The 26,258-nt window shown below is 70.3% G+C and carries 19 protein-coding genes and 1 pseudogene; 13 read left to right on the forward strand and 7 right to left on the reverse strand.

What is annotated here, in order from left to right:
• Positions 1-7: 7 nt before the first annotated feature.
• From ACFYMM_RS37335 to ACFYMM_RS37345, 3 genes are read right to left on the reverse strand one after another with little or no spacing between them, the layout of a single operon-like run.
• A complete protein-coding gene (locus ACFYMM_RS37335) occupies positions 8-2,305 on the reverse strand; it encodes an FtsX-like permease family protein (RefSeq protein WP_388395392.1) in 2,298 nt (765 codons plus the stop codon).
• Entirely contained in the window at positions 2,302-3,000 is a 699-nt protein-coding gene (locus ACFYMM_RS37340; RefSeq protein ID WP_388395395.1) for an ABC transporter ATP-binding protein, read from the reverse strand. The genes ACFYMM_RS37335 and ACFYMM_RS37340 overlap by 4 nt, the downstream gene beginning before the upstream one ends.
• Complete coding sequence (locus ACFYMM_RS37345; RefSeq protein ID WP_388395398.1) at positions 2,997-3,521, reverse strand: PadR family transcriptional regulator; 525 nt, start codon at positions 3,519-3,521, stop codon at positions 2,997-2,999. Before ACFYMM_RS37345 ends, ACFYMM_RS37340 begins: the two co-directional genes overlap by 4 nt.
• 144 nt (positions 3,522-3,665) lie before the next feature.
• On the opposite strand from ACFYMM_RS37345, the gene ACFYMM_RS37350 reads away from it, so the two are divergent.
• Together ACFYMM_RS37350 and ACFYMM_RS37355 are read left to right on the forward strand one after the other, a co-directional pair.
• A complete protein-coding gene (locus tag ACFYMM_RS37350; RefSeq protein ID WP_388395400.1) occupies positions 3,666-4,535 on the forward strand; it encodes a phosphotransferase enzyme family protein in 870 nt (289 codons plus the stop codon).
• Positions 4,519-5,142 (forward strand): sugar O-acetyltransferase, encoded by a 624-nt coding sequence (locus ACFYMM_RS37355; protein ID WP_388395403.1) that lies wholly within the window; start codon positions 4,519-4,521, stop codon positions 5,140-5,142. Before ACFYMM_RS37350 ends, ACFYMM_RS37355 begins: the two co-directional genes overlap by 17 nt.
• 4 nt (positions 5,143-5,146) lie before the next feature.
• On the opposite strand, the gene ACFYMM_RS37360 is transcribed toward ACFYMM_RS37355, so the two are convergent.
• Positions 5,147-6,004 carry an acyl-CoA thioester hydrolase/BAAT C-terminal domain-containing protein gene (locus ACFYMM_RS37360; protein ID WP_388395406.1) on the reverse strand — a complete coding sequence of 286 codons (858 nt, stop codon included), beginning with the start codon at positions 6,002-6,004 and terminating at the stop codon, positions 5,147-5,149.
• A gap of 214 nt (positions 6,005-6,218) precedes the next feature.
• On the opposite strand from ACFYMM_RS37360, the gene ACFYMM_RS37365 reads away from it, so the two are divergent.
• Both ACFYMM_RS37365 and ACFYMM_RS37370 read left to right on the forward strand, forming a co-directional pair.
• A complete protein-coding gene (locus ACFYMM_RS37365) occupies positions 6,219-6,668 on the forward strand; it encodes a DUF4395 domain-containing protein (RefSeq protein ID WP_388395408.1) in 450 nt (149 codons plus the stop codon).
• Positions 6,669-6,675: 7 nt separating this feature from the next.
• Positions 6,676-7,104, forward strand: a complete 429-nt coding sequence (locus ACFYMM_RS37370; protein WP_388395410.1) for a thioredoxin family protein — start codon at positions 6,676-6,678, stop codon at positions 7,102-7,104.
• A 322-nt stretch (positions 7,105-7,426) separates the two neighbouring features.
• Here ACFYMM_RS37370 and ACFYMM_RS37375 read toward each other — a convergent pair whose 3' ends face one another.
• A complete protein-coding gene (locus tag ACFYMM_RS37375; protein ID WP_388395483.1) occupies positions 7,427-8,533 on the reverse strand; it encodes a sugar ABC transporter substrate-binding protein in 1,107 nt (368 codons plus the stop codon).
• 315 nt (positions 8,534-8,848) lie between these two features.
• Between ACFYMM_RS37375 and ACFYMM_RS37380 the strand changes: the two genes are divergently transcribed.
• The gene (locus ACFYMM_RS37380) at positions 8,849-10,093 is read left to right on the forward strand and encodes a cytochrome P450 (RefSeq protein WP_388395413.1); all 1,245 of its coding nucleotides are present in this window, start codon (positions 8,849-8,851) and stop codon (positions 10,091-10,093) included.
• Between the two features lie 102 nt (positions 10,094-10,195).
• Here the strand turns inward: ACFYMM_RS37380 and ACFYMM_RS37385 are convergent, their stop codons facing one another.
• Positions 10,196-10,366, reverse strand: coding sequence for a hydrophobic protein (locus tag ACFYMM_RS37385; protein WP_388395415.1), 171 nt, complete (start codon positions 10,364-10,366; stop codon positions 10,196-10,198).
• Between the two features lie 320 nt (positions 10,367-10,686).
• Positions 10,687-11,709 carry a LacI family DNA-binding transcriptional regulator gene (locus ACFYMM_RS37390; RefSeq protein WP_388395417.1) on the reverse strand — a complete coding sequence of 341 codons (1,023 nt, stop codon included), beginning with the start codon at positions 11,707-11,709 and terminating at the stop codon, positions 10,687-10,689.
• Between the two features lie 612 nt (positions 11,710-12,321).
• Here ACFYMM_RS37390 and ACFYMM_RS37395 point away from each other — a divergent pair.
• From ACFYMM_RS37395 to ACFYMM_RS37430, 8 genes and pseudogenes are all read left to right on the forward strand, one after another.
• A complete protein-coding gene (locus ACFYMM_RS37395; protein WP_388395420.1) occupies positions 12,322-13,911 on the forward strand; it encodes an arabinofuranosidase catalytic domain-containing protein in 1,590 nt (529 codons plus the stop codon).
• A gap of 124 nt (positions 13,912-14,035) precedes the next feature.
• On the forward strand, positions 14,036-15,184 hold the full coding sequence (locus ACFYMM_RS37400) for a ricin-type beta-trefoil lectin domain protein (RefSeq protein ID WP_388395423.1): 1,149 nt from the start codon (positions 14,036-14,038) through the stop codon (positions 15,182-15,184).
• A gap of 71 nt (positions 15,185-15,255) precedes the next feature.
• Positions 15,256-16,725: pseudogene (locus ACFYMM_RS37405) on the forward strand (endo-1,4-beta-xylanase); the annotation flags it as partial.
• Between the two features lie 388 nt (positions 16,726-17,113).
• On the forward strand, positions 17,114-18,547 hold the full coding sequence (locus ACFYMM_RS37410; protein WP_388395486.1) for an arabinofuranosidase catalytic domain-containing protein: 1,434 nt from the start codon (positions 17,114-17,116) through the stop codon (positions 18,545-18,547).
• Between the two features lie 44 nt (positions 18,548-18,591).
• Positions 18,592-20,244, forward strand: coding sequence for a glycoside hydrolase family 27 protein (locus tag ACFYMM_RS37415; protein ID WP_388395426.1), 1,653 nt, complete (start codon positions 18,592-18,594; stop codon positions 20,242-20,244).
• A 71-nt stretch (positions 20,245-20,315) separates the two neighbouring features.
• Positions 20,316-21,854 (forward strand): arabinofuranosidase catalytic domain-containing protein, encoded by a 1,539-nt coding sequence (locus ACFYMM_RS37420; RefSeq protein WP_388395429.1) that lies wholly within the window; start codon positions 20,316-20,318, stop codon positions 21,852-21,854.
• Between the two features lie 70 nt (positions 21,855-21,924).
• Entirely contained in the window at positions 21,925-23,763 is a 1,839-nt protein-coding gene (locus tag ACFYMM_RS37425; RefSeq protein WP_388395431.1) for an RICIN domain-containing protein, read from the forward strand.
• 47 nt (positions 23,764-23,810) lie between these two features.
• A complete protein-coding gene (locus ACFYMM_RS37430) occupies positions 23,811-26,219 on the forward strand; it encodes a ricin-type beta-trefoil lectin domain protein (protein WP_388395433.1) in 2,409 nt (802 codons plus the stop codon).
• Positions 26,220-26,258 lie beyond the last annotated feature (39 nt).

A 26,258-nucleotide genomic window follows, 5' to 3' on the forward strand; every position in this document is an offset into this window, starting at 1 on the left:
GTCCCTGCTACTCGTTGCGTGCCGTTTCTGGTCCCGTGATGCGTCTGAGCAGCGGCATCGTGGATGCAATGACCCCCAGCGAGGCGGCGAGCCCGGCCAGCACGATCGCGTAGTAGCCGATCCCCGGTGGGCTGATCGAGTACCCGAACTGTGCCTGGACGTACAGCTGGGCGGCCAGGAACCCCATGCCGATCGCCACGAGGGAGACCACCAGGAGCGGGACCGCGCTCTCCAGGAGCACCACCCGCCGCAGCATCCCGATCGGTGTGCCGGTCAGCCGCAGCAGGCTGAAGGGACGCTTGCGGTCACGCAGGCCCCCGGCCACGCTCACCGCCAGGCTGCAGCCGGCGATGGGGAAACTGATGAGGATGACCACGTTGGCCAGCTGCTGGTATCCGGCGAGTTGCGCATCCGCTTCGGAGTGGTCCTCGCTGACGGTCCGGGGGACGTCCTGGTCGGGGTACGTGTTCGCCAGGATGGTGCGCGCGCGTTCGATCGCCGGCGTCGACCCGTCGGTGGCCACGACGATCTCCTTGACGGGGAGGCGGTCCAGGCGCTGGGCGGAGATGCCGGCGGCGGGCCATGTGGAGGGCCAGTGCTGCCAGTCGTACGTGCCGAAGCTGCCGAAGTTCTCGGCGACCGACGCCGTCCGGGCTCCGGGGGAGCATGTGCCGTGGGCCGGCATCTTCGCCAGTTCCGCGCATGAGGCCAGGCCTGCCAGCGGTGGTTTCCCGGAGGCTGCCGGACCGGGACGGGACGGGTCCGTGGTGCGGAGCGGGTTCGCGTGGATCATCAGCACGCCCGTGACGCCCGGTACGGAGTTCAGGTCGTCGAGCGCGGCCTTCGAGAGCGGGCGCACGCCGCCCAGCGGGCGTCCGGTGGCAGGGTTCAAGCCGTGCACGTAGGTGGCGTCCAGGGCGCCGGCGACCGCCCGGCCGGCCCGCGGCGTGCCGCGCTCGGCGTCGAGCGAGCCGATGATCCCGACGGTCGCGCTGGTGACGCACAGGGCGAGGACCAGCCCGCTGACCGCGCGGAAGCCGGCCTTCGGGTCGTCCGCGAGTCGCCGCCCCGCGACCAGCAGCGCGGGCCGGCTGGTGCCCCGGGCCAGGACGCGGGCCCCGGCCATGGTCAGCCAGGGGCCGGCGATGACGAGTCCGGTCAGGACCAGCAGCATTCCCGGGACGAAGACCCAGACCTGTCCGTCGGAGCTCTTGGGCACTCGGCCGATGACGTACGAGAGTTCGGCGATGCCGGCGACCAGCGGGAGCACCCGGTGGACACGCGGCGGGCGCGGAGTGACGCGCCGGGTGACACCGAGCGGGGACACCTGCACACGGCGCAGGGCGATCCGGGCCGCGATCGCGGCTCCCACCGGGACGGCGACGGCCACGAGCAGGATGTCGCCGGCGCGGAGCGCGAGGTCGTCGGCGAAGTACGGCGTGCGCGTCAGGTTGGCCGCCGCCAACTGCGTACGGAACAGGAAGAAGAGGCCGAAGCCGACGGCCGTGCCGATGACCGCGGCGGCCGTCGATTCGACGGCGGAGAGCAAGGAGATCTGCCGCGGAGTGGCGCCCACCAGGCGCATCGCGGCGAAGCGCTGCTCACGGCGGGCGGCTGCCAGCCGGGTGGCCGTGCCGATGAGGATGAGCACGGGGAAGATCAGGGCGGTGCCCGCGACGGACAGGATGAGTTTGACGCCCCTGTTGTCGATGCCCGCCCTGACCGTGCAGTTCGTGCCGTTGCAGTCGCTGGGGGCGACGGTGGTGATCGAGGTGACCCGGGCGGCGTCGGGCTGCTTCGCGAGCTGGTCGGGCCGGTGGCCGATGACGATGATCAGGGAGTCGGGGCCGGGGAGCGCCGCCTTGCCGACCGTGCCGATCTCACGGCCGGGGGAGCGGGCGGCGAGTTCGGCTGCCGGGGTGTCGTGGAGGAGCCTGCCGAGAGCCGGTGAGACGTAGTACTCGCCCGGTCCGGGAAGGCGTGAAAGCCCCGGCGGGACAGGGGAGTCGGGGCCGGTGGCGGCGACGTCGACACGTCCGACGACCTTGCCGTCGAAACGGTCCGCCCGAAGCAGCCACCACAGCGGGTCCGTACCGGCCCTCGCCGCCGGCCGGCCCGAAGCGCTCGTACCGGAGCCGGTGTTGAGCCACGCGTTCCGGCCGTTCTGGGTGGCGGTGGCGTTGAGGGCCGCCAGGATGCTCAGCAGCAGGCCGACGCCGAGGGCGACGGCGGCCGCGATGACGGCGAGGCGGGCGGCGGCCTCCCTGCCGCCGCTCAGGGTGAGGCGCAGGCCGAGGCGGATCACGAGGTGAGCCGTTCGACGTACAGCGGTGTCACCTTGCCGTCGCGGACGATGACCTCGCGGTTCGCGAAGGCGGCCACCCGTGGCTCATGGGTGACGAGCACGACGGTGGTGCCCTCCTCGCGAACGGATGTGACCAGCAGGTCCATCACGTGCTCGCCGGTGAGCGAGTCGAGGGCCCCGGTCGGCTCGTCGGCGAACAGCACCTTGGGCCGGGAGACCAGGGCGCGGGCCAGGGCGACACGCTGTGCCTGTCCACCGGAGAGTTCCCCGGACCGGCGCCCCTCCAGACCGTCCAGGCCGAGCCGGGCGAACCACGGCCGGGCCTCGGCCAGCGCGCTCGCCCGGCGGGACTTGGCGAGCAGCAGCGGCAGGGCGACGTTCTCCTCGGCGGTCAGCTCGGGGACGAGTTGACCGAACTGGAAGACGAATCCGAAGTGGTCTCGGCGTAACGCGCTGCGCTCGGGCTCGCGCTGGGTGTCGACGCGGCGGCCGTCGAACCAGATCTCGCCGGAGTCGGGTACGAGGATCCCGGCCAGGCAGTGCAGCAGCGTGGACTTGCCGGAGCCGCTCGGGCCGGTGACGGCGAGGATCTCCCCGGCCCGGGCGGAGAGGTTCGCGCCCTGCAGCGCGGGCGTCTGCCCGAACGACAGGACGGCGTTCCTCGCCTCTACGAGGAAGCCCTCGTCCGAACTCATGAGCGCACCTCCGCGGTCAGGGCGGCGAGCCGCGCAACGGTCTGGTCGATCCAGCGCAGATCGGCCTCCAGGTGGTACACGCCGTGGTCGGCGAGGAGCGAGTCGATCGTGCTGCCGGTCCGGCGCAGTTCGGTCAGCTCGCGCATCCGCTCCATGTGCGCGGCGCGCTGGACGTCGAGGTACGCGCGGGGGTCGCGCTCCAGCAGCAGCGCCAGTACGACCTTGGTGAACAGCACCGTCTGCAGGTGCGGTTCACCGGCGACCGGTTCGGTCAGCCAGCTCTCGACCTCCGTGACCCCCAACTCGGTGATCACGTAGCGCTTGCGGTCCGGCCCCGACCCGGGCTCGGTCTCGCCGACCTCGACCTTCCCGTCGCGGGCCAGGCGGCCGAGGGTCGAGTAGACCTGGCCGGCGGGCAGTGGCTTGCCCCGGCCGAAGTAGGTGTCGTAGTCGCGCTTGAGGTCGTAACCGTGGCTCGACTCCCGTTCGAGGAGGCCGAGGAGCGCCAGAGGGACAGTCATACCTCAGTGTCTACACTCAGTATCTACTCGACGTCAACGGCCCGCTCGGCCCGACACCGGTCGCGCCCTTGGTAGGGTGCGCACACGCACGGCGCACCGCTTGAAGAGCCGTGGCGGCGCTCGACGGAGAGGGGCCGGCCCACGATGCAGGCGTCAGAGGTCCCGCGTGCGGTGGCCGCGGCCATGTCGACCGCCTCGTCACTGGGCCTGACGGCCGACGACGCGATCGTTCTCCACGACTCGAACAAGCTCACCCTGCGTCTGCTGCCCTGTGACGTCCTGGCCCGGGTGGCACCCGTCGCGCATCAGGTCGCCCGCTTCGAGATCGAGATCGCCCGGCGGCTCGCCGCGTCCGGATGCCCGGTGGCCGCCGTCGAGCCTCGGGTGGAGCCACGCGTCCATGAGCGCGACGGCTTCGTGGTCACGTTCTGGACCTACTACGAACCCGTGCCACCCCACGAGGTCCCAGCAGCCGGCTACGCCGACGCACTTGAGCGGCTGCACGCCGGCATGCGCCGACTCGACGTGCCGGTACCGCACTTCACGGACCGGGTCGAGCAGGCCCAACGACTCCTGGCGAATCGTGACCACACTCCGGCGCTCGCCGACGCGGACCGGGAACTGCTCAGCGGCACACTGCGAAACCTGACACGAAGGATTGGCGAGCGCGGCGGCGCCGAGCAGGTGCTGCACGGTGAGCCGCACCCGGGCAACCTGCTCACCACGAAGAACGGGCCGCTGTTCATCGACTTCGAGACGTGCTGCCGCGGGCCCGTCGAATTCGACCTCGCCCATGCGCCCGAAGAGGTGGGCGAGCACTGTCCGGGTGCCGATCCGGACGTGCTGCGTGAATGCCGGATCCTCGTGCTGGCGATGATCACGACGTGGCGCTGGGACCGTGGCGACCAGTTCCCGGACGGGCGACGACTGGGTACGCAGTGGCTCGGCCGGATCCGAGCGGCACTCGACCGCAACGGCCTCGAAGGGAGCGTCCCGCGTGACAGACCCTCATGAGGAAGAGGTGCTGGCCCGGATCGCCAAGGGGCTCGTCTATACCGAGTCGGAGGCGGCCTTTCAGGGCTCTCGGCGGCGCACGGACCAGATCTTCGAGTACAACCGGACACCACCGAGCGAAACCGACAAGCGCCGGGCCCTGCTCGTCTCGATCTTCGGCTCGGTCGGTGAACGCACGGTGCTGCTGCCGCCGTTCCACGCCGGCTTCGGCAGCAACGTGCACATCGGCGACGACTTCTTCGGGAACGTGAACCTGACCTTCGTCGACGACGTGGACATCCGCATAGGCAACGGTGTCATGATCGCTCCCAGCGTGACACTGACCACGACGGGCCACCCGGTACATCCCTCGCGGCGCGCCGACTTCGGGCGGTTCTCCGAACCGATCGTGATCGAGGACAAGGTGTGGATCGGCAGCAACGCGGTGGTCCTGCCGGGCGTCCGTATCGGCTACGGGTCGGTCATCGGCGCCGGCAGCGTCGTCAGTCGCAGCATTCCCCCGATGACCGTCGCCCTCGGAACACCTTGCCGAGTGGTCCGCCCCATCACGGACGACGACCTCACCACACGCACGGCCGGCCATCAGGGGCCGCGGGCGGGCGGCTGAAGGGTCAGCCCCCGCCGCGGAGCATGTCGAGTACGTGCGGCCAGGCGGCCGCCCCCAGAAGCGCGTCCGCCTCGGGTGTGCCCCCGTACCGGAAGCGCGGGGAGGGCGACGCCGGGCTCTCGTCGGGAAAACGGGGCCGGTGGCCGGCGTCGTGGCGGGCGATCAGACGCACCGTGGCCCCGGCCGAGCGCCGGCGTCGGGCCAGCTGCTCGGCGAAGGGAAGAGACGGCCACATCGCGTCGTCGCCGCCCGCCACCAGCAGCAGATCCGCCCGCGCGGTCTCCACGGGGATCCCCGCCGCGGGGAGCAGTCCGGCAAACGTCCGCTCGCTCAGTTCGTACCACCCACGGATGGCGACCGGCTCACCGTCCGCCTCGGCGGGGGTCCAGGAGTCGTCCATGGGGACGAAAGGAAGCGCCCGCCCCCGCCAGGTCCAGGACGATCGACAAGGGTGCTGTGTTCCGTCACGCCCCGGTCCGACGTTGCACCAGACCCGCGCCGTGGGCGACATCGCGACGACAGCGTCCACGCGCGCATCGTGCACCGCGGTGAGCAGAGCCGCCTCAGCCCCCTTGGAAGTGCCCAGGACGCCGATGCGCCGCGCCCCGTGCGAGCGGAGGAAGTCCACAGCGGCGGTGAACGTCTCCAACGGGATCTCGCAGATCCCCGGGGACTGCCCCGGCCCACCGAACCAGCGGATCGACAGGGTCGTCATGCCCTGCCGGGCGAGCAGCCGGACCCTCTCCCGTTCGATGCGCCCGCTGGACCCCGCCAGGACCAGCACACCGATGTCACCGCCGGCGACGGGAGCGGCCAGGACGCCTTCCCAGGGGTCCGTCAGCTCGCGCTCGGTGACATCCACCCGGCCCCCCGTCGGTCGCTTCGACCCGCCCGTATGTCCGGCAGGTGGGCGGTGATTGACCACGGCGGGGGTGACTGCTGCAATGGCGACATGTACTCCGCGACGTTCCTGGTCATCAGGGCTCACATCGACTTCGGTCGGGTGTGGTCCGCCGCGTGTCGCTGACCGCGCGCCCGATTCCCCAGGAACCGTTCGTATCGTCCCGGAGTTCGCCATGCCTGACCGCACCTCCCGTGTGCCCGTCCGAATCGACCCGCGCGGGCCGCGCTTCGCCGCCGCCCTCACCACCCTCGTCCTCCTGCTGGTCCTGGCCACCGGCAGCGGCGTGCTGCTCGCGGCGCAGGCCGTCGTCTTCGCCCTCGGGGCGATTCTAGGACTGCGCTGGTCCCCGTACGGCTGGCTCTACCGCCGGCTGGTGCGTCCCCGACTCGGGCCGCCGCGGGAGCTCGAGGACGAGCGGCCACCGCGTTTCGCGCAGGCGGTCGGCCTGGGCTTCGCGGTCGTCGGCGCGGCGGGCTACCTGTCCGGTGCCACCTGGCTCGGCATCGCGGCGAGCGCGGCGGCACTCGCCGCGGCCTTTCTGAACGCCGCCTTCGGCTACTGCCTGGGCTGCGAGCTCTACCTGGTCGCCGTCCGCGGCCGGGCCCGGCTGAGCCACGGGTGAGGTCGTCGTGAGCGATCCGACCGGGCTGATCGTGGCCGCCGTCGCACTGGTGGCAGCGACCGTCTTCGGGCTGGTCCGTGCCCGTCGCGACGGCAGGCTGCGCGACGGCGGCCGGGGCGACGCCCCGCGTCTGACCGCCGACGAACTGGGAGTCGCGCTCGGCGAGCGGGCGACACTGGTGCAGTTCTCGACGGCCCTGTGCGCGACCTGCCCCGGCACCCGTCGCCTGCTGGCCGGCGTGGCCGCCGGGACGCCCGGCGTACGCCATGTGGAGATCGACGCCGAGACGCGGCTCGACCTGGTCCGTCGCCTCGAGGTGATGCGCACACCGACCGTCTTCGTCCTCGACCGCGTCGGCCGCGTCGTGCGCCGCGCCACCGGCGCGCCGACCCGGGCCGACGTGGTGTCGGCGGTGGAGCTGGCCACGGCGGATTGAGACACCGCCGCGGGCCGGGCATTCCAGCAGCGACTCACCGATCCGGTACGACAGGACCCGGGAGAGCCGCCGTGCCGCACTGGAAGCCGTGCAGGTGTACTTGCCCAGGTACCAGGAGGCCACGTAGAGATGACGGCTGTCGTAGCGGCCGTCGTCGGTGGCGTCGTGCGAGCCGGAGAGGCCCTGGGGACTGCATGGGCACCAGGAGCGTCGCCGCGAGCGCCACTGGGCACGAGAGGCCCAACAGGCGTCGCACGTGCGCGAACATGTGTCTAATGCGTGGCAGGCTAGCCATGTGCGTCAAGTGCCGGTACGCCAGGCCTCACTTGAGTCCGAGCGCCGCGCAGTCCGACTCGTACTCGGCGGTGCAGATGTCGGACAGCTTGTAGAGACCGTCGGCGACGACCGTGTCCTTGATGTTGTCCTTCGTCAGCGCGACCACCGGGACGAGCTGGCTCGGGACGTCCTTGGTGGTGGGGCTGCTGACCTTGTCCTGGGTGAGGGAGTCGAACTCCACGTCCTTGCCCTGGACTTTGTCGATGGCCATCTCCGCGGCGTCCTCCGCCTCCGCCGGGTAGGACTTGTACACGCTCATGTACTGCTCACCGGAGACGATCCGCCGCACGGCGTCGAGCGTGGCGTCCTGACCGGTGATCGGGGGCAGGGGCGTGACGCCCGCGGCCTTCAGGGCCTTGATGATGCCGGCCACCATGTCGTCGTCGGCGGAGAGGACGCCGGCGATGTTGTCCTTTCCGATCGCGTTGATCGCGTCGGTCATGTCGGTCTGGGCGAACTGCGGATTCCAGTCCGCGGTGTCGTAGGACCTGGCGATCGTCACCTTGCCCTTGAGCTGGGAAAGTGCCGCCTCCTTGAACTGCTTGGCGTTTGGGTCGATGGGCGAACCGTTGATCATGACGATCTTGGTGGAGGTGCCGGCCCTCGAGCCCAGCGCCTGCAGCAGCGAGCGGCCCTGCACCTCGCCGACCAGTTCGTTGTCGAAGGAGACGTAGGCGTCGATCGGACCCTCGGCGAGCCGGTCGTAGGCGATGACCGGGATGCCCGCTTCCTTGGCCTTCCTCACCTCGTAGGCGATGGCGTGCGAGTCGACGGCGTCGAGCAGGATGACGTCGACCTTGTCATCGATCATCTTCTGCATCTGCGCGTACTGTTTGTCCCCGCTGGCCTCGGCGTTGGCGTACTCAACCTTGCCCCGATCACCGGTCAGTTCGGCGACCTTGTCCTTGACGATGGGGTAGTTGAACTTGTTGTACCGGCTGGTCGCCGTGTCCGGCAGCAGCAACCCCACGGTGACGTCGTTGCCCTTGGCCGGCCTCGCCTTGACGCTGTTCACCGACCCGCCGAACACCCCGCACGCGGCCAGCGAAACGGCCAGTGCGGGCACGGCCACGGATACGGCGATACGACGCATGAGGGTGCTCACTTCTGGTGCTTGACCGGTGAGGGTGCAACAGCGCGACCCAGGTGACTGAGAAGCCAACGCGGAGGCAGCCACCGGCGTCAAGCGGTGACCACTTAACGAGACGGTAACCACGCTGTGTGCAACGCGTCCGTCGGCGCCCAGTGGTCCGGCCGCCGTCCTGCGTCCCGAATCCCGCCTCACCATGAAAACGATCAAGGCGAACGACTGGGACGGGACGGCGCACGGCACGCGATCTGGCTGCCGCACATGACCACCGCGTAGCGTGACTGCCGTATCGACGTCCGAGCAACCGGGAGGCTCCCGATGGGGAACCCGAGCCCCTTAGTCATAGATGCGAGCGGCCGTGACATCCACGAGGAAGCCGCCCGTATACGCGAGAGCGGGCCGGCGGCCCGGGTGGCGCTGCCCGGCGGTGTCGAGGCCTGGGCGGTGAGCAGTCCCGCCCTGCTCAAGCGACTGCTCACCGATCCGCGCGTGTCCAAGGACCCCCGGCAGCACTGGGCCCGTTTCATGGCCGGGGAGATCACCCCGCAGTGGCCGCTGTTCACCTGGGTCGCGGTGCAGAACATGTTCACCGCGTACGGCGGGGACCACAAGCGCCTGCGCGTCCTTGTCTCCAAGGCGTTCACCGCCCGCCGGACGGCCGCCCTCCAGCCGCGTATCGAGGAGATCACCAGGAAACTCCTCGACGGGATCGAGGAGGCCGGCCGTGACTCCCGTGCCGTCGACCTGCGCGAGGAACTCTGCTACCCACTGCCGATCCAGGTGATCAGCGAACTGTTCGGCCTGCCCGAGGAACGGGGGCCGGAGCTGCGGCGGCTGGTGGACCGGATCTTCGACACCTCCGCCGACCCGGGCGAGATGACCGCCGCCTACGAGCGGTTGTACGTCGTGCTCGCCGAACTGGTCGCGGCCAAGCGGGAGTCGCCCGGCGACGACCTGACCTCCGGCCTCATCGCCGCCCGTGACGAGGAGGGCGGCACCCGGCTGAGCGAACAGGAACTGCTCGACACCCTGGTCCTGATGGTGAGCGCCGGCCACGAGACCACGGTCAACCTCATCGACAACGCCATCCACGCGCTGCTCACCCACCCCGAACAGCTCGCACGGCTGCGCGCCGGACACGCCACCTGGGACGATGTGGTCGAGGAGACACTGCGGTGGGACGCGCCGGTCGCCAGCCTGCCGCTGCGCTACGCCGTGGAGGACCTCGATCTCGGCACACTGGGCGGGCCGGAGGGCACGGTGATCGGCAAGGGCGAGGCGATCCTCGCCGCGTACGCCGCCGCCGGCCGCGACCCCGAGCATCACGGGAAGGACGCCGACCGTTTCGACGTCACCCGCGCCGACAAGGAACACCTCGCCTTCGGTTACGGCGTGCACCACTGCCTCGGCGCCCCGCTGGGCCGTTTGGAGGCGCGCATCGCGCTTCCGGCGCTCTTCGACCGTTTCCCGGCCCTGCGGCTCGCGGTGCCCGAGGGTGAGTTGGAGCCCGTCGGCTCCTTCATCTCCAACGGCCACCGCTCGCTGCCCGCCCTGATCGTGTAGGTCCTGTCCGGCCGGTCTCGGCGAAAACGTCCTCACCGCGCGGGACATGCCCGTGGGCCCCGGGTTCTCCCGGGGCCCACGGGCTGACTGCCGTCGGGTGGGTCACCAGCGATACCAGCGGCCCTTGCGGCCGCCGGTATCCGCCGTTCGCACGACGAAGCCGAGCAGCCAGACGATCAGCACCACGACGGCGATCCACCACAGTGCCTTCAGCGCGAAACCCGCGCCGAAGAGGATCAGAGCCAGCAGCAGAACGAGAAGCAGGGGAACCATAGTTATCAACCTCCGTCGCTCCAGGTGCCCGGCCAACGGGCAAACACACAGTCGATTTCCCTGGTTTCTTCACCTCTTCCACGGGCACTGGATTCCGTTTCTCCACCGACCTTCACCTCGCGGTCAGTTGCTTCCGCGACTGGTGGCGCCGGCTCTGCCGCACGTCCTTGCCTTCGACGGCGTCCGGGGGCGGAGTGCTCACTCCCCGGTGCCGGATCGTGCCGATGGCCGTCGCCAGGACGGCGTACTCATCCGAGCCAGTGGCAAAAGTCAGCCCCGGCCTGGACCCTCCGCCCGGCTCGGCGCGCCGCGCCGTTGACTCACGCCCGCCGACCGGTGCGGGCGGCGGCCGTGCTGGAGCGCAGCGAGATCGGCGGGGTCAACAGGATGTGCCGAGGCGGGGTGTCCGGCGTGGTGATGCGTTCCACCAGCAGGGAAACGGCTTGATCGCCCATTTCCACGGCCGGTACGTCCGCTGCCGTGAGCGGCGGACGGAAGTCCTCGGCCCACGTCTTGGCCGCCACTCCGGTGATGGAGAAGTCGTACGGCACCTGGAGGCCGGTGTCCGCCAGCGCGCGCTGGATGCCGGGCAGGGCGGCCTCGTTGATGGTGGTGACAGCGGTGAGATCCGGATGGCTGCGCAGGAGCGCCTCGACGCAGGCCTGACCCGAGCGGGCGTCGTCCCCGCACGGCACCTCGATGCCGTCGAGGCCACGCTCGGCCACGGCGGCCTCGAAACCGTCTCTGGCCCTGCGCGCCGGACCGTAGCCGGCCGCGACGAGTTCGGCGGATCGAGTGATCAGAGCCACTCGGCGGTGCCCCAGGTCGGCGAGGTGCCGCACACAGTGCTGGACCAAGCCGGCGTAGTCGACGTCGATCCAGGACATCTGCTGGTCGCCGGCCGTGTGCCCGATGCCGACGAAGGGCAGTCCGGCGTCCCGCAGATGGCCCACCCGAGGGTCCTCCAGGAGGATCTCCATCAGGATGACACCGTCCACGCGGCTCTCCGAGACCAACCGCTCGAAGGAGCGGTCGTGATCCCCGCCGGAAGGGGACAGCAGCACGTCCAGGTCGACCCGGGCGGCGGCGTCGACCACACTGGCGACGAAGTCCAGCTGCATGTGGGTGAGCCGTTTGCCGGCCGGCGGGATGACGAGACCGATCGTCCGGGTGCGGCCCTCCTTCAGGGCCCTCGCGGTCGCGTTGGGGCGGTACCCCAACTCGTTGATCACGTCCTGGATACGTCTCCGGGTGCTGCTCGCGACGGGTCGTTTGCCGCTGAGCGCGTAGGACACCGTGCTGCGTGACACGCCGGCGCGCCGAGCGATCTCCCCGATGTTCATGCAGCTCCCCAAGATCCCACCCGCGGATCGACAGGATAGCTTGCGCGAATCAAGATCTTGAGCAAGGGGATCAAGGCGCTCCGAGCCCGGTGCGAACCGATTCCACGGAAGCGCTTCGACGGGATGGTACGACCGGGGGAGTACGGGGTCAACGGCCCATCGCGCGGCGAAAGCGACCCCGACGCGCGGGCCGAGGCCCCGCCGCTTCACCCGGTGCTGTCGCGGACCGGCTCTCCCTCGTATCCGCTAGACGCTGCATCCCTGCTCACAGGCATGATGTGGAGGAAGCCGGCGAGCCGGACCCGGCCGTCGGCCCTGCCCGCGCGGCCCACCACTCCGCCGGGGGCCACGCCCCGACCCGGGTGCCCTCGGCATCGAAAGCTTTCGAGCGGTCGTCGGTCCCGAGCAGCGGTAATCGGCCGTCGAACCGATTCCGCGACACAGTTCGCGACAACAGTTCTCAGACCCTTGACAGCCAGTGAAGCCGGGTGCACCGTCTCCCCCCGAAACCTCTCTGCAATCTCACTGCACACACAGCACCTCGAAGCGCTTCCGGAATGTCAGCGCCCCCCACACGACCCGATCGGGTCGCGTCTGCAGGTAGGAGATCGGATGGGAACCGTACGTGAAGGACGCCACCTGCTGTCCGGGCGCGGTGGCGTGCGACGGCTAATCGCGGCGGTACGACGTCGTGACAGGCCGGACGATGCGCCGTACCGGGCACAAGTCCCTCCGCCGCCCGGCTCGCGGTCGAAAGTGTTCGTCCGTGCGGGGGCCGCGGCCCTGCTGGTGGCCGGAACGCTGGCCGGCGCCACGGCCACGGCGGGCACGGCCCGAGCCGACACCTCCGGGCCGTGCGACATCTACGCGGCCGGCGGCACACCCTGCGTGGCGGCGCACAGCACGACACGGGCGTTGTACGCCTCGTACAACGGGCCTCTGTACCAGGTGCGGCGCGCCTCGGACAACACCACCCGGAACATCGGCGTCGTGAGCGCGGGCGGGTACGCCGACGCCACCGCCCAGGACTCGTTCTGCTCCGGGACGACCTGCCTGATCACGATCATCTACGACCAGTCCGGGCGCGGCAACAACCTCACCCAGGCGCCCGGGGGCGGTGCCGCGGGCGGCCCCGACAACCTCGCGAACGCGACCTCCGCGCCCACCACGGTGGGCGGCCACAAGGCCTACGGCGTCTATGTGGCACAGGGCACCGGCTACCGGAACAACCACACCAACGGCATCGCCACCGGGGACAACGCCGAGGGCATGTACGCGATCTTCGACGGCACGCACTACAACGGCGGCTGCTGCTTCGACTACGGCAACGCCGAAACGAACAGCAACGACGACGGCAACGGCACGATGGAAGCCATCTACTTCGGCAACATCCGGGTCTGGGGCTACGGCAGCGGCAACGGCCCCTGGATCATGGCCGACCTGGAGAACGGACTGTTCTCCGGGGTCAACCAGCACTACAACGCCGGCGATCCGACGATCAACTACCGGTACACGACCGCCATCATCAAAGGCGGGGCGAACCACTGGGCGATCCGCGGCGGCAACGCGCAGTCCGGTGGCCTGTCCACCTTCTACGACGGTCCGCGCCCCAACGTCTCGGGCTACAACCCGATGCGCAAGCAGGGGGCCATCATCCTGGGCACCGGCGGCGACAACAGCAAGGGCGCCCAAGGCACGTTCTACGAGGGCGTGATGACCTCCGGCTACCCGTCGGACGCCACCGAGAACGCCGTCCAGGCCAACATCACCGCGGCCGGATACAGCAATTCCTCCGGGGGCGGGACGAGCACCGGCGCGCTGCACGCGGTGGGCGCGGGCAAATGCCTGGACGTGCCGAACTCGTCCACCACGGCCGGTACGCAGCTGCAGATCTGGGACTGCAGCGGCGGCGCCAACCAGGCCTGGACCCGCACCTCCTCCAACCAGCTGACCGTATACAGCGGCAGCAGCCAGATGTGCCTGGACGCGTACGACAACCAGACCTCCGCCGGCACCAAGGTGGTGACCTGGCCCTGCAACGGCGGCGCCAACCAGCAGTGGCAGGTGAACTCCGACGGCACTGTCACGGGCGTCCAGTCAGGCCTCTGCCTCGACGTCACCGGCGCCTCCACGGCCGACGGCGCCCTGGCCGAACTCTGGCCGTGCAACGGCCAGTCCAACCAGCAATGGAGCCTCAGCTGACCTGCCCGGACACGACCTGACCGGCTCCGACGTACGACAACCGGCGCACCACCGCGCCGTATCTCGACGAGGGCTCCCAGCTCGTTCACCCCCACCCACTGTCCCGCACCAGTGAGGAACGCAGATGAAGAAGCACTCGGCACTCCTGGCCGCCGCGCTGACGGCCGCGATCGGTGCCGGCACCGCGTTGCCCGCGGCGGCCGCCACCGGCACCGGGGCGCCGCCCTCCACCGTACGGGCCGCCGCCGCGCCCACCGCCCTGCGGCTGATGCCGTTGGGCGACTCGATCACCTGGGGCGTCGGCAGCCCGTCCGGGAACAGCTACCGCGCCTTCCTGGGGAACCGACTGGCGGCCGACGGTCACACCCTGGACTTCGTCGGTTCGGGCCGCAACGGCACCATGTCCGACCCGGACAACGAAGGACATTCCGGCTGGCGGATCGACCAGATCGCCGGCATCGCCGACTCCGTGCTGGCCCGCTACCGCCCCAACGTGATCACCCTGGAGATCGGCACCAACGACCTCAACGGCAACTACCAGATCCCGACGGCGCCCGACCGGCTCCACGCGCTCATCGACCAGATCACCCGCGACGCCCCCGACGCGACCGTCCTCGTCGGCACCGTCATCGTCTCCACCAGTGGCAGTGACGAGGCCAACCGGCCCGCGTTCAACGCCAAGATCCCCGGCATCGTCCAGGCCGAACAGGCCGCCGGCAAGCACGTACGCCTGGTGGACATGAGCGCGCTGACCAGCGCGGACCTCTCCGACGCCCTGCACCCCAACGACAACGGCTTCCGCAAGATGGCGGACGCCTTCCACGCGGGGGTGCAGGCCGCCGACGCGGCGGGCTGGATCAAGCCGCCGGTTCCCACGGGCGCCGAGGTGCGCTCCGGAGTCGCGGGAAAGTGCCTGGACGTGAACGGCGGCAACAGCGCCAACGGGACGGCCGTCGACATCGCGGGCTGCAACGGCGCCGAGGCTCAGCAGTGGTCCGCGCACTCCGACGGCACCCTTCGGGCGCTCGGCAAGTGCCTCGACGCCACCGGCCTCGGCACCGCCAACGGCACCGGGATCGAGATCTGGGACTGCAACGGCGGCAGCAACCAGCAATGGCAGGCGTACAACGGCGGCTACCGCAACCCGGCCTCCGGCCGCTGCCTCGACGACCCCCGCGCATCCACCACCGACGGCACGCAACTGGTCCTGTGGGACTGCAACGGCGCGGCCAACCAGCAGTGGAGCGCGCTGCCGGTCGGTTCGGCTCTCTGACCGGCCCGACTCGACCCGGGCACCGACTCGTGGCCGGTGCCCGACCCCCCACACAAGGAGAATGATCCGTCATGTCCTGGCTCAACGAAGAGCCCCGCCCGCGCAAGGCCCTGGTACTGGCCGCCGTACTGGCAGCGGGCACGGCACTGGCTCTGGCCGGCCCGGCGAACCCCGCCGCACACGCGGCCTCCGGCACGCTGGGCGCGGCAGCGGCCGACAGCGGCCGCTACTTCGGTACGGCCGTGGCCGCCGGGAAGCTCGGCGACTCGACGTACTCCACCATTCTCGACCGGGAGTTCAACATGATCACCCCGGAGAACGAGATGAAGTGGGACACCACCGAACCGTCCCGCGGCAACTTCAACTTCGGGCCCGCCGACCAGATCGTCAACCACGCCACCGCGCACGGGCAGCGGATGCGCGGCCACACGCTGGTCTGGCACTCCCAGCTGCCCGGCTGGGTCCAGTCCATCAACGACGCGAACACCCTGCGCAGTGTGATGGACAATCACATCACCTCCGAGATGAACCACTTCAAGGGCCGGATCTACGCCTGGGACGTGGTCAACGAGGCCTTCGCCGACGGCGGCAGCGGCCAGCACCGCAGCTCGGTCTTCCAGAACGTGCTCGGCAACGGCTTCATCGAGGAGGCCTTCCGCACCGCGCGGGCCGCCGACCCCTCGGCCAAGCTCTGCTACAACGACTACAGCATCGAGAACTGGACCGACGCCAAGACCCAGGGCGTCTACAACATGGTGCGCGACTTCAAGGCGCGGGGCGTGCCCATCGACTGCGTCGGCTTCCAGTCCCACTTCGGCGCCGGCGGACCGCCCGCGAGCTTCCAGACCACGCTGTCCAACTTCGCCGCGCTCGGCGTGGACGTACAGATCACCGAGCTGGACATCGCCCAGGCACCGGCGACGGCGTACGCGAACACCGTCCAGGCGTGCATGAACGTCGCCCGCTGCACCGGCATCACGGTGTGGGGGATCCGGGACAGCGACTCCTGGCGGACGGGGGAGAACCCGCTGCTGTTCGACGGGGGCGGGAACAAGAAGCCCGCCTACGGAGCCGTCCTGTCCGCGCTGGGCGGTGGCGGGACGGGGAACCCGGGCGGCATCGTCTCGGGAGCGGTGTACTCGCTGACCGACGTCGCCGCGGGCCGGGCGCTGGACGTCCCGGCCGGGCAGACGGGCAACGGCACGCCCCTGCAGGTCTGGGACGCCAGCGGCGCTGCGAACCAGCAGTGGCGGGCGAACCAGAACAGCGATGGTTCCTACACCCTGACCAATGTCGGAAGCGGACGGGTCCTGGACGAGCCGGGTGGCCAGACCGGCAACGGAACGCGGATGGAGATCTGGGACGCCAACGGCGGCGCGAACCAGCACTGGCGGGCGAGCCTCGACGGCGACGGCTCGTACACCCTGACCAACGTCGCCTCCGGCCGGGCGCTGGAAGTCCCGGCCGGGCAGGGCGCCAACGGGAGCCCCGTACAGGTCTGGGACTCCAACGGGGGCGCCAACCAGCACTGGAACCTCAGGTGAGGTAGACGGCGCCGGCAACGAACACCCGCGCCCGGCACGGCGGCCGTCGCCGGACGCGGGTTCCGGCATGCCCTCAGAGCGCCCTGACCAGCGAAAAGACATGGGATGGATCAGGTGTGCAGTCGCCAAGTCAGGTCTATTGACAGCGAGTTGGGCCTATGGGATCACTAGGTGACATGGGATGTCTGAGTGTTCCCTGTGGGTGCTCCAGGGCACGCTCACGGGAACGGACGACGCCCCTTCCGAATCCTTTCGGACAGGCACGGCACTCTCCGTCCCCTCCCCCCCCCGCATACGAGGACACAGAATGCAGCCTTCATCCGCTCCGCCCGCCGGCCCCGCCACTCGTGCACCGCGCTTGCCGACGGCCGCCGCCGTATGCGTGATGGCGCTGCTGGCCATGCTGCTGGCGACCGCGCCGACATGGTCGGCGCCGGCCTCGGCGGCAGCCCTGGTGAGCCCGGCGTCGGGGCGGTGCCTGGACGTCAAGGGCAACGTCGACACGCCGGGCACGGCGCTGGAGATCTGGGACTGCGACAACCAGGTCAACCAGGCGTTCGAGTTCACGTCGGCCGGTGAGCTGAGAACGATGAACGGCACCCGGTGCGTGGACGCCTACGACAACCGGACGGCTCCCGGGGCCCCGGCGGTCATCCGGTCGTGTGACGGGCGGCAGACCCAGGTGTGGCGACAGAACCCCGACGGGTCCGTCACCGGTGCCGCCTCCGGATTCTGCCTGGACGTGAGCGGGGCGGGAACGGGCAACGGCACCGCGGTCATCCTGTGGACCTGCAACGGCCAGAGCAACCAGAAGTGGACCACCTCGGCACCTCCCCCTCCGCCCCCGCCCAGCGGGTCGGGCCCGTGCGACCTCTACGCCGCGGGCGGTACCCCGTGCGTGGCCGCGCACAGCACGGTGCGGGCGCTGTACGGCTCGTACCACGGCTCCCTCTACCAGGTCAGGCGCTCCTCGGACAACGCCACCAAGGACATCGGCGTGCTGGCGCCCGGCGGCTTCGCCGACGCGACGGCGCAGGACACGTTCTGCGCGGGCACCTCGTGCGTGATCACGGTCGTCCGCGATCAGTCCGGACACGGCAACGACCTGTGGTACCAGGGATCGGCCCAGGTCCCCGGGTCGAGTCAGAGCAGCCCCGCGAAGGCGACCTCCGAGTCACTGACCGCCGGCGGCAACAAGGCGTACTCGCTGTACATCAACCCCGGGAACAGCTACTGGCGGGACGGCCACCTGACGGGCGTACCGACCGGCACCGCGCCCGAAGGGGCGTACATGGTGACCAGCGGCACCCATGTCAACGGCGGCTGCTGCTTCGACTACGGCAACAGCGAGACGGACCGGAAGGCCGACGCCGCCGGGGCGATGGACGCGATCAACTTCGGCACCGAGTGCTGGTTCGGCGGCTGCTCGGGAAGCGGCCCCTGGGTGCAGGCCGACCTCGAATGGGGCCTGTACTCCGGCGGCGGCAAGGCATGGAACACCGGCCAGCGGCCGTTTCCCGGCAAGTTCGTCACCGCGATGCTCAAGAACAACGGGACGTCGAGGTTCGCCCTCAAGGGCGGCAACGCGCAGTCCGGCGGCCTCACCACCCTGTGGGACGGCGGGCTCCCCGGCGGATACAGCCCCATGAAGAAACAGGGGGCCATCGTCCTGGGCAGCGGCGGCGACTGCTGCAAGCCCGGCGGCGGCGCCAACCTGAGCGCCGGCACCTTCTACGAAGGAGCGATCGTCGCCGGCTACCCCTCCGACGCGACCGACAACGCGGTGCAGGCCGACATCACCGCCGCAGGCTACCGCTGAACTCATTCCACCGCTCCGCAACTCGTCCCAGGAGTCGATGACCCATGCCCACGACCACCGCGAAAGCCAGACGCTTCCGGCCGCTGCCCCCGCTGCCGTCCCTGCGCAGAACCCTGGCGCTCGCCTTCTCGGCCGTGCTGCTCACCGTGGCCGTCCCCCTGCTCTCCCTCGGCGCGGCACAGCCCGCCGCCGCGCTCGGCAACGGGCTCGCCCCGACCCCGCAGATGGGCTTCAACGACTGGAACGCCTACGGCTGCAACGTCTCCGAGTCGCTGATCAAGTCCACCGCCCAGGCGATGCACACCAACGGCATGCAGGCGGCGGGCTACGCGTACGTCAACATCGACGACTGCTGGATGACCCACAACCGTGACTCGGGCGGCCACCTGGTACCGGACCCGGCGAAGTTCCCCGACGGAATCAAGGGCACCGCGGACTACGTGCACTCGCTGGGGCTGAAGCTGGGGATCTACGAGGACGCGGGCACGGCGACCTGCGCGGGGTATCCGGGCAGCCTCGGGCACGAGAGCACCGACGCGCGGTCCTTCGCGTCGTGGGGCGTCGACTACCTGAAGTACGACAACTGCAACAACACCGGCGTGCCGGCCAGGACCCGGTACACCGCGATGCGGGACGCCCTGGCGGCCGCCGGCCGCCCGATCCTGTTCAGCCTGTGCAACTGGGGCCAGGAGAACGTCTGGACCTGGGGCGCGGGCGTGGGCAACAGCTGGCGCACCACCGGGGACATCAGCCCGAGCTTCTCCAGCATGCTGTCGATCTTCCACAGCAACGTCGGCCTGGCCTCCTACGCCGGACCCGGCCACTGGAACGACCCGGACATGCTGGAGGTCGGCAACGGCTCGATGACGTCCACCGAGAGCCGCAGCGAGTTCAGTCTGTGGGCGGAGATGGCCGCGCCGCTGATCGCCGGCACCAACATCCCCTCGGCCAGTGCGGACACCCTGTCCACGCTGACCAACTCCCGGGTCATCGCGGTCGACCAGGACTCGCTGGGCAAACAGGGCACCATGGTCTCGTCCTCGGGCGGCCTGGACGTGCTCGCCAAGCCGCTCGCGGGCGGAGACGTGTCGGTGGCGCTGTTCAACGAGACGGGCTCCACGGCGACCATCACCACCACCGCGGGCGCGATCGGGAAGACCGGGGCGTCCGCCTACACCCTGACCGACCTGTGGTCGGGCGCCTCCTCGACCACCTCCGGCACGATCAGTGCCTCGGTACCGGCCCACGGCACGGTGATGTACCGGGTCGCGGGCGGCACCAGCGGTGGCGGGGGCACCGGCGTGACCGGCGAACTGCACGCGGTCGGCGCGGGCAAGTGCCTGGACGTACCGGACTCCACCACGACCGCCGGCACCCAGGTGGAGATCTGGAGCTGCAACGGCGGCGCCAACCAGACCTGGACGCACTCCGCCTCCGGCCAGCTCACCGTCTACTCAGGCAGCGGCCAGATGTGCCTGGACGCCTACGACAACCAGACCACGCCGGGGACGAAGGCGGAGATCTGGCAGTGCAACGGGCAGAGCAACCAGCAGTGGACGCCGAACTCCAACGGCACGATCACCGGCGTCCAGTCCGGCCTGTGCCTGGGCGTCAGGGGAGGGGCCACGGCTGACGGCAGTCTCGTCGAGCTGCAGACCTGCAACGGCACCGCCGGCCAGCGATGGACGCTGGGATGACCCGCCCCCCTCTCCGGCCACCGGCAGCCTCGGTGCCGCCGCACGGCGGCACCGCCACGAAGGAGGTCTCCTTGCCCGGACCAGCAACCGACCGCCGGCGAAGGCGGTTCCCGGCGGTGCTCCTGATCGCCCTGGTGATGGCCCTCGCCGCGCTGGGCACACCGGCGTTCGCGACAGCCCCGTGGGCCGACGCGGCCACCGCCGCCCACCACACCGCGCCCCTGGCCGCGGCGGACGCGTCGCTCCCGTGCGACATCTACGCCGCGGGCGGAACGCCGTGCGTGACGGCGCACTCCACGACCAGGGCGCTCTTCGCGTCGTACAACGGGCCGCTGTACCAGATCCAGCGGTCCTCCGACCACGCCTACCGCGACATCGGACTGCTCGCCGCGGGCGGGTACGCCGACGGCGCCTCCCAGGTGTCGTTCTGCGCGGGCACGTCGTGCACGATCACGAAGATCTACGACCAGACCGCCAGGCACAACGACCTGCCGATCTCCTGGGGCGGCTTCTGGAAGGGGCCCGGCCCCAACGGATCGGACGTGGGCGCCGACGCCATGGCCCTGCCGGTGACCGCCGCCGGCCACCAGGTCTTCGGTGTCAAGGTCACCCCTGGTGTCGGCTACCGCATCGACCACGCGAGCGGCGTCGCCACCGGCGCCCAGCCCGAAGGCATCTACATGGTGACCTCGTCGAACTACACCAACCAGTGGTGCTGCTTCGACTACGGCAGCGGCGAGAACTCCCACACCGACACCGGCAACGCCACCATGAACGCCATCTACTGGGGCAACGCCTGCTGGTTCAAGAACTGCACCGGCAGTGGCCCCTGGGTCGAGGCCGACCTGGAGAACGGCATGTTCCACACGAACACCGGCTCCAACAAGGACCCGAACAACCAGGGCGTGCACTACCCGTTCGTCAGCGCCTGGCTGAAGAACAACGGCACCAGCAACTTCACCCTCAAGTACGGAAACGGCGCCGGCGGAGGCCTGACCACGACCTTCTCCGGTCCGCTGCCGAACGGCTACTCGCCGATGAAGGTCGACAGCTCCGTCCTGCTCGGCACCGGCGGTGACAACAGCCCCTCGGGGCAGGGCGAGTTCTTCGAAGGCGCGATGACGGCAGGCTACCCCTCCGACGCCACCGAGAACGCCGTCCAGGCAGCCGTCACCGCCGCCGGCTACGGGACGGGAAGCGGTGGAGGAGGCGGCACGACGGGCGCCCTGCACGCCGTGGGCGCGGGCAAGTGCCTGGAGGTGCCGGGCGGATCCACCACGCCGGGCACGCAGGCGCAGATCCGGGACTGCTCCGGCGGGGCGAACCAGACGTGGTCGCTGAGCTCCTCCGGTGAGCTGGCCGTCTCCCTGGCGGGCAGCCGCCTGTGCCTGGACGCCTCCGGCCAGGGCACCAGCTCCGGCACCAAGGTCATCACCTGGACCTGCAACGGCCAGAGCAACCAGCGGTGGACGGTCAACACCGACGGCACCGTCACCGGCGCCCAGTCCGGGCTGTGCCTGGACGTGTCGGGCGCCGCGACCGCCAACGGAACGCCCGTACAGCTGTGGACCTGCAACGGCCAGTCCAACCAGAAATGGACGCTGAACTGACCCGGTGAACGACCCGGGTCCGACTCCGGGGCGGCGGCATCCGCGCGCCGCCCCGGCTCTGGAGGATCACATGAGGGTGAGAGCCAGACCAGGCCGGCTGGCACTGGTGACCGGCATCGTCCTGACACTCGTGCTGGCGCTGCTGTCGACGGCCCCGAGCCAGGCCGCCTCGGGCACCTCGCTGAGCGTGAACCTGGCGGCACCCCGTGGACCGTCGACCGGCGTGGGGGAGGGGTTCCTGTACGGCATCAGCCAGGACGGCAGCCAGCCGGTGGACCAGTACCTGCAGCCGCTGGGGATCAACGCGTTCCGCGGCGGCGGATGGTTCTCCGGCGGCTGGATCAGGGACGGCTACCAGTACGGGTCGGCCACCCGCGCCGACGTCGACTCGATCATCGCGCAGGCGAAACGGCTCACCCGGCCGCCCTACCACGCGCAGTACCAGGTGCTGGTCAGCGACATCTACGGCGCGAACGGCGGCCAGCCGTCGAACACGACGTACCCGTGCGACAACGGCAACTGCACCAACTGGATCAACTTCATCGACTCCACGGTGGGAGCGCTCCAGGCCTCGGGGCTGACGTTCTCCTACGACATCTGGAACGAACCGGATATCTCCGTCTTCTGGACGCGGGGCGTGAACAGCGCCCAGTACTTCCAGATGTGGGACACCGCCTACCGGGAGATCCGGCGCATCGCCCCCGCGGCGCAGATCGTGGGGCCGTCGCTCGCCTTCACCCCGCAGCGCAACCCGGGGGAGTGGCAGAGCTGGCTCGCGCACGTGAAGGCCGCCGGGACGGTACCGGACATGATCACCAACCACAACGAGGGCGACGTCGACGACCCGGTCACCGTGGCGCAGAGCCTGCGCGGCGCCCTGGGTGCGGCGGGCATCGGTGCGTTGCCGCTGTCCTCGAACGAGTACCAGCCGGCCGACCGGCAGACCGCCGGGGTGACCGCCTGGTACCTGGCGCGGTTCGCGCAGTCCGGGTACGCCAACGCGATGCGCGGCAACTGGGTGTGCTGTGTCACCCCCAACCTGACGGGAGTGCTCACCCAGAGCGGCGGCAGCTGGCAGCCGACCGGCAACTGGTGGGCGCTTCGCGACTACGCCGACCTGACCGGCACCCTCGTCGACACCTCCGGGCAGGTCGGGTCGACGGCGATCTCGGCCGCCGAGGACTCCACCGCCGAACGCGCGGTGGCCGTCATCGGCGATTCGAACGGCTACACCGGCGCCGCGTCCGTGACCTTCAACGGGCTGGCCTCCCTGCCCTGGCTGACGAACGCCGGCAGCGTGCACGTCACCGTCCACCGCATCCCGGACCAGGCACCGCTCGGTGCCCCACGGACCGTGTACGACCAGAACGTGAGCGCCTCGGGCGGCTCGATCACCGTGCCGTTCACGTTCCAGGCCGCGCACGACGCGTTCGCCGTCTACCTGACCCCGGCCTCCGGCGGCGGGGGCGGCGGTGGCCTCCCGGACGGCGACCACCAACTCGTGGTCGCCGACGACAACTTGTGCCTGGACGTGTACGGCGACTCCGGCGCCGCGGGTGCCGCGATCGACCAGTGGACCTGCAACGGGCAGGGCAACCAGCAGTTCCAGTTCGTGCCGGCCTCGGGCGGCTACGGCGAACTGCGCGCCCACAACTCCGGCCAGGACGTGGCGGTCGCCGGCGGTTCCACGGCGGCAGGCACCCCGGACATCGTCCAGCAGGCTCCCGGCACGGCGGCCGACGGACTCTGGCTGCCCCTGCGCCAGTCCGACGGCACCTACGCCTTCCAGAACCGGAACAGCGGTCTGTGCCTCGACGTCTACGGCGCCGGCGGCAACGCGGGACAGCAACTGGACCAGTGGCCGTGCAAGAACGCGCCGGGCACCAACCAGGACTTCACCGTCCGCTGATAGCGCACCCGACGCGGACCCCCCCAGACCTGAGAAAGGAACCCACCGTGTCAGCATTCGGACGGCTGCTGCGGCGCCTGCGCGCCTCGACGGCCGTGCTCACGGGCCTCGTCCTGGCCGCCGGCGGCGTCGTGGGCACGGTCGCCGCCCCGGCCCATGCCGCCACCTCCATCACCATCGACGGCGCGTCCGGCGGCCGGACCTTCGACGGCGTCGGCGCGATCAGCGGCGGCGGCGGCAACAGCAGACTCCTGATCGACTACCCCGAGCCCCAACGCGGCCAGATCCTCGACTACCTCTTCCGGCCCGGCTACGGCGCCTCCCTGCAGATCCTCAAGGCCGAGATCGGCGGCGACACCAACTCGACCTCGGGTGCCGAACCCAGCCACCAGCACACCCGCTCCGACCTGAACTGCGACCGGGGCTACGAATGGTGGCTCATGGAGCAGGCCAAGGCCCGCAACCCGAACATCAAGCTGTACGGACTCGCCTGGGGCGCCCCCGGCTGGATCGGCGGCGGGAACTTCTGGTCGACCGACATGATCAACTACCTGGTCTCCTGGCTGGGCTGCGCCAAACAGCACGGCTTGACCATCGACTACCTCGGCGGGTGGAACGAGAGAGGCTACAACGTCTCCTGGTACGAGCAGCTGCACAGCGCGCTCGACCGCGACGGCTACGGCAACGTCAAGATCGTCGCGGCCGACTCGGACTGGACCGTGGCGAACGACGTCGACTCCAACCCGGCGTTCGCCTCCTCGGTGGGCGTCATCGGCACCCACTACCCCTGCGGCTACCGGTCGTCCCAGTCCACCTGCTCGGTACCGTCGGCCGCCACGTCGTCCGGCAAGCCGCTGTGGGCGAGCGAGAACGGCTCGGACGACTACAACGGGGGAGCGCAGGCCATGGCCCGCGGCATCAACCGCGGATACATCGACGGACGGATGACCGCGTACCTCAACTGGCCGGTGGTCGCCGCGATCACCCCCAACCTGCCGTACCCCACCATGGGTCTGGCCCTCGCCTCGCAGCCCTGGTCCGGCCACTACACGATCGGCAAGAACGCCTGGGTGATGGCACAGACCAGCCAGTTCACCGCCCCCGGTTGGCACTACCTCGACGCCTCCAGCGGCTACCTCGGCGGCAACCGGAACAACGGCAGCTACGTGTCGCTGAAGTCCACGGACAACTCCGACTACTCCACGGTCATCGAGACGATGGACGCCGGCAGCGCACAGACGCTGAACTTCAACGTCACCGGGGGACTGTCGACCGCAGCCGTGCACGTCTGGTCGACCGACGTCGACTCCGGCAACCCGGCCGACTACTTCGTGCACGCCACGGACATCACCCCGTCCGGCGGCGGCTTCAGCCTGACCGTGCAGCCCCACCGCGTCTACACCCTGACCACCACGACCGGTCAGGGCAAGGGCACCGCCACCGGCCCCGCGCAGGCGGCGATGAGCCTGCCGTACAGCGACTCCTTCGACGGCTACACCACCGGCACCGAGGCGAAGTACCTCATGGACTGGCAGGGCGCCTTCGAGGTGGCCGGCTGCGGCGGCGGGCGCGGCGGCAAGTGCGTGCGCCAGATGAGCCCGCAGAAACCGATCACCTGGGACGCGCTGTCCGATCCGCACGCCCTGCTCGGTGACGTGGGCTGGAGCAACTACACCGTGTCGTCCGACGTGCTGCTCGAACAGCCGGGCTACGCCGAGCTGATCGGCCGCGCGAACGGGCAGGACTACAACAGCACCGGCGGCCTGAACGCCTACCACCTGCGGGTGAGCGACACCGGAGCCTGGTCGATCCTGAACTCCAGCACCAACGGCAACGTCTCCACCCTCGCCCACGGCACGACCGCGGCGCTGGGCACCAACCGTTGGCACACCCTGGCGCTGACCTTCTCCGGCACCACCGTCACCGCCGCCGTCGACGGCTCCACCGTCGGTTCCGTGAACGACCGCACCTGGGCCGGCGGACAGGTCGGCTACGCGACCAGCCAGGGCGAGACGGCGCAGTTCGACAACCTGTCCCTCACCCCCGGCAGCGGCGGCACCGGCGGCGGCACCACCGCCACGATCGTCGGAACCGGCTCCGGACGGTGCGTGGACGTGCCGAACCAGTCGCAGACGCCCGGCACCCAGGTGGAGCTGTGGGACTGCAACGGTGGCAGCAACCAGCAGTGGACGAGCACCCCGGCCGGTGAACTGCGGGTCTACGGCAGCCTCTGCCTGGACGCCTCGGGCGGCGGCACCGGCCCCGGCACCAAGGTCGACATCCGGGCCTGCGACGGCGGCGGCAACCAGAAGTGGACGTTCAACACGGACGGCACGATCACCGGTGCCCAGTCCGGCCTGTGCCTGGACGCCACCGGCGCGGGAACGGCCAACGGCACCCTGCTGGAGCTGTGGACCTGCACCGGAGGCGGCAATCAGAAGTGGACGCGCGACTGATCGACCGGCACGTCCGAGATCACCCACCCCGTCAAGGAC

This window comes from Streptomyces sp. NPDC006739 (assembly GCF_042869815.1).
Taxonomy (GTDB): domain Bacteria; phylum Actinomycetota; class Actinomycetes; order Streptomycetales; family Streptomycetaceae; genus Streptomyces.

Excerpts from the sequence above, each read along its gene's own strand:
- ACFYMM_RS37350 (WP_388395400.1), top strand. The coding sequence starts at position 3,666 with ATGCAGGCGTCAGAGGTCCCGCGTGCGGTGGCCGCGGCCATGTCGACC.
- ACFYMM_RS37400 (WP_388395423.1), top strand. The coding sequence starts at position 14,036 with ATGAAGAAGCACTCGGCACTCCTGGCCGCCGCGCTGACGGCCGCGATC.
- ACFYMM_RS37365 (WP_388395408.1), top strand. The coding sequence starts at position 6,219 with ATGCCTGACCGCACCTCCCGTGTGCCCGTCCGAATCGACCCGCGCGGG.
- ACFYMM_RS37375 (WP_388395483.1), bottom strand. The coding sequence starts at position 8,533 with ATGCGTCGTATCGCCGTATCCGTGGCCGTGCCCGCACTGGCCGTTTCG.
- ACFYMM_RS37340 (WP_388395395.1), bottom strand. The coding sequence starts at position 3,000 with ATGAGTTCGGACGAGGGCTTCCTCGTAGAGGCGAGGAACGCCGTCCTG.
- ACFYMM_RS37395 (WP_388395420.1), top strand. The coding sequence starts at position 12,322 with ATGGGAACCGTACGTGAAGGACGCCACCTGCTGTCCGGGCGCGGTGGC.
- ACFYMM_RS37345 (WP_388395398.1), bottom strand. The coding sequence starts at position 3,521 with ATGACTGTCCCTCTGGCGCTCCTCGGCCTCCTCGAACGGGAGTCGAGC.
- ACFYMM_RS37410 (WP_388395486.1), top strand. The coding sequence starts at position 17,114 with ATGGCGCTGCTGGCCATGCTGCTGGCGACCGCGCCGACATGGTCGGCG.
- ACFYMM_RS37385 (WP_388395415.1), bottom strand. The coding sequence starts at position 10,366 with ATGGTTCCCCTGCTTCTCGTTCTGCTGCTGGCTCTGATCCTCTTCGGC.
- ACFYMM_RS37415 (WP_388395426.1), top strand. The coding sequence starts at position 18,592 with ATGCCCACGACCACCGCGAAAGCCAGACGCTTCCGGCCGCTGCCCCCG.
- ACFYMM_RS37425 (WP_388395431.1), top strand. The coding sequence starts at position 21,925 with ATGAGGGTGAGAGCCAGACCAGGCCGGCTGGCACTGGTGACCGGCATC.
- ACFYMM_RS37380 (WP_388395413.1), top strand. The coding sequence starts at position 8,849 with ATGGGGAACCCGAGCCCCTTAGTCATAGATGCGAGCGGCCGTGACATC.
- ACFYMM_RS37390 (WP_388395417.1), bottom strand. The coding sequence starts at position 11,709 with ATGAACATCGGGGAGATCGCTCGGCGCGCCGGCGTGTCACGCAGCACG.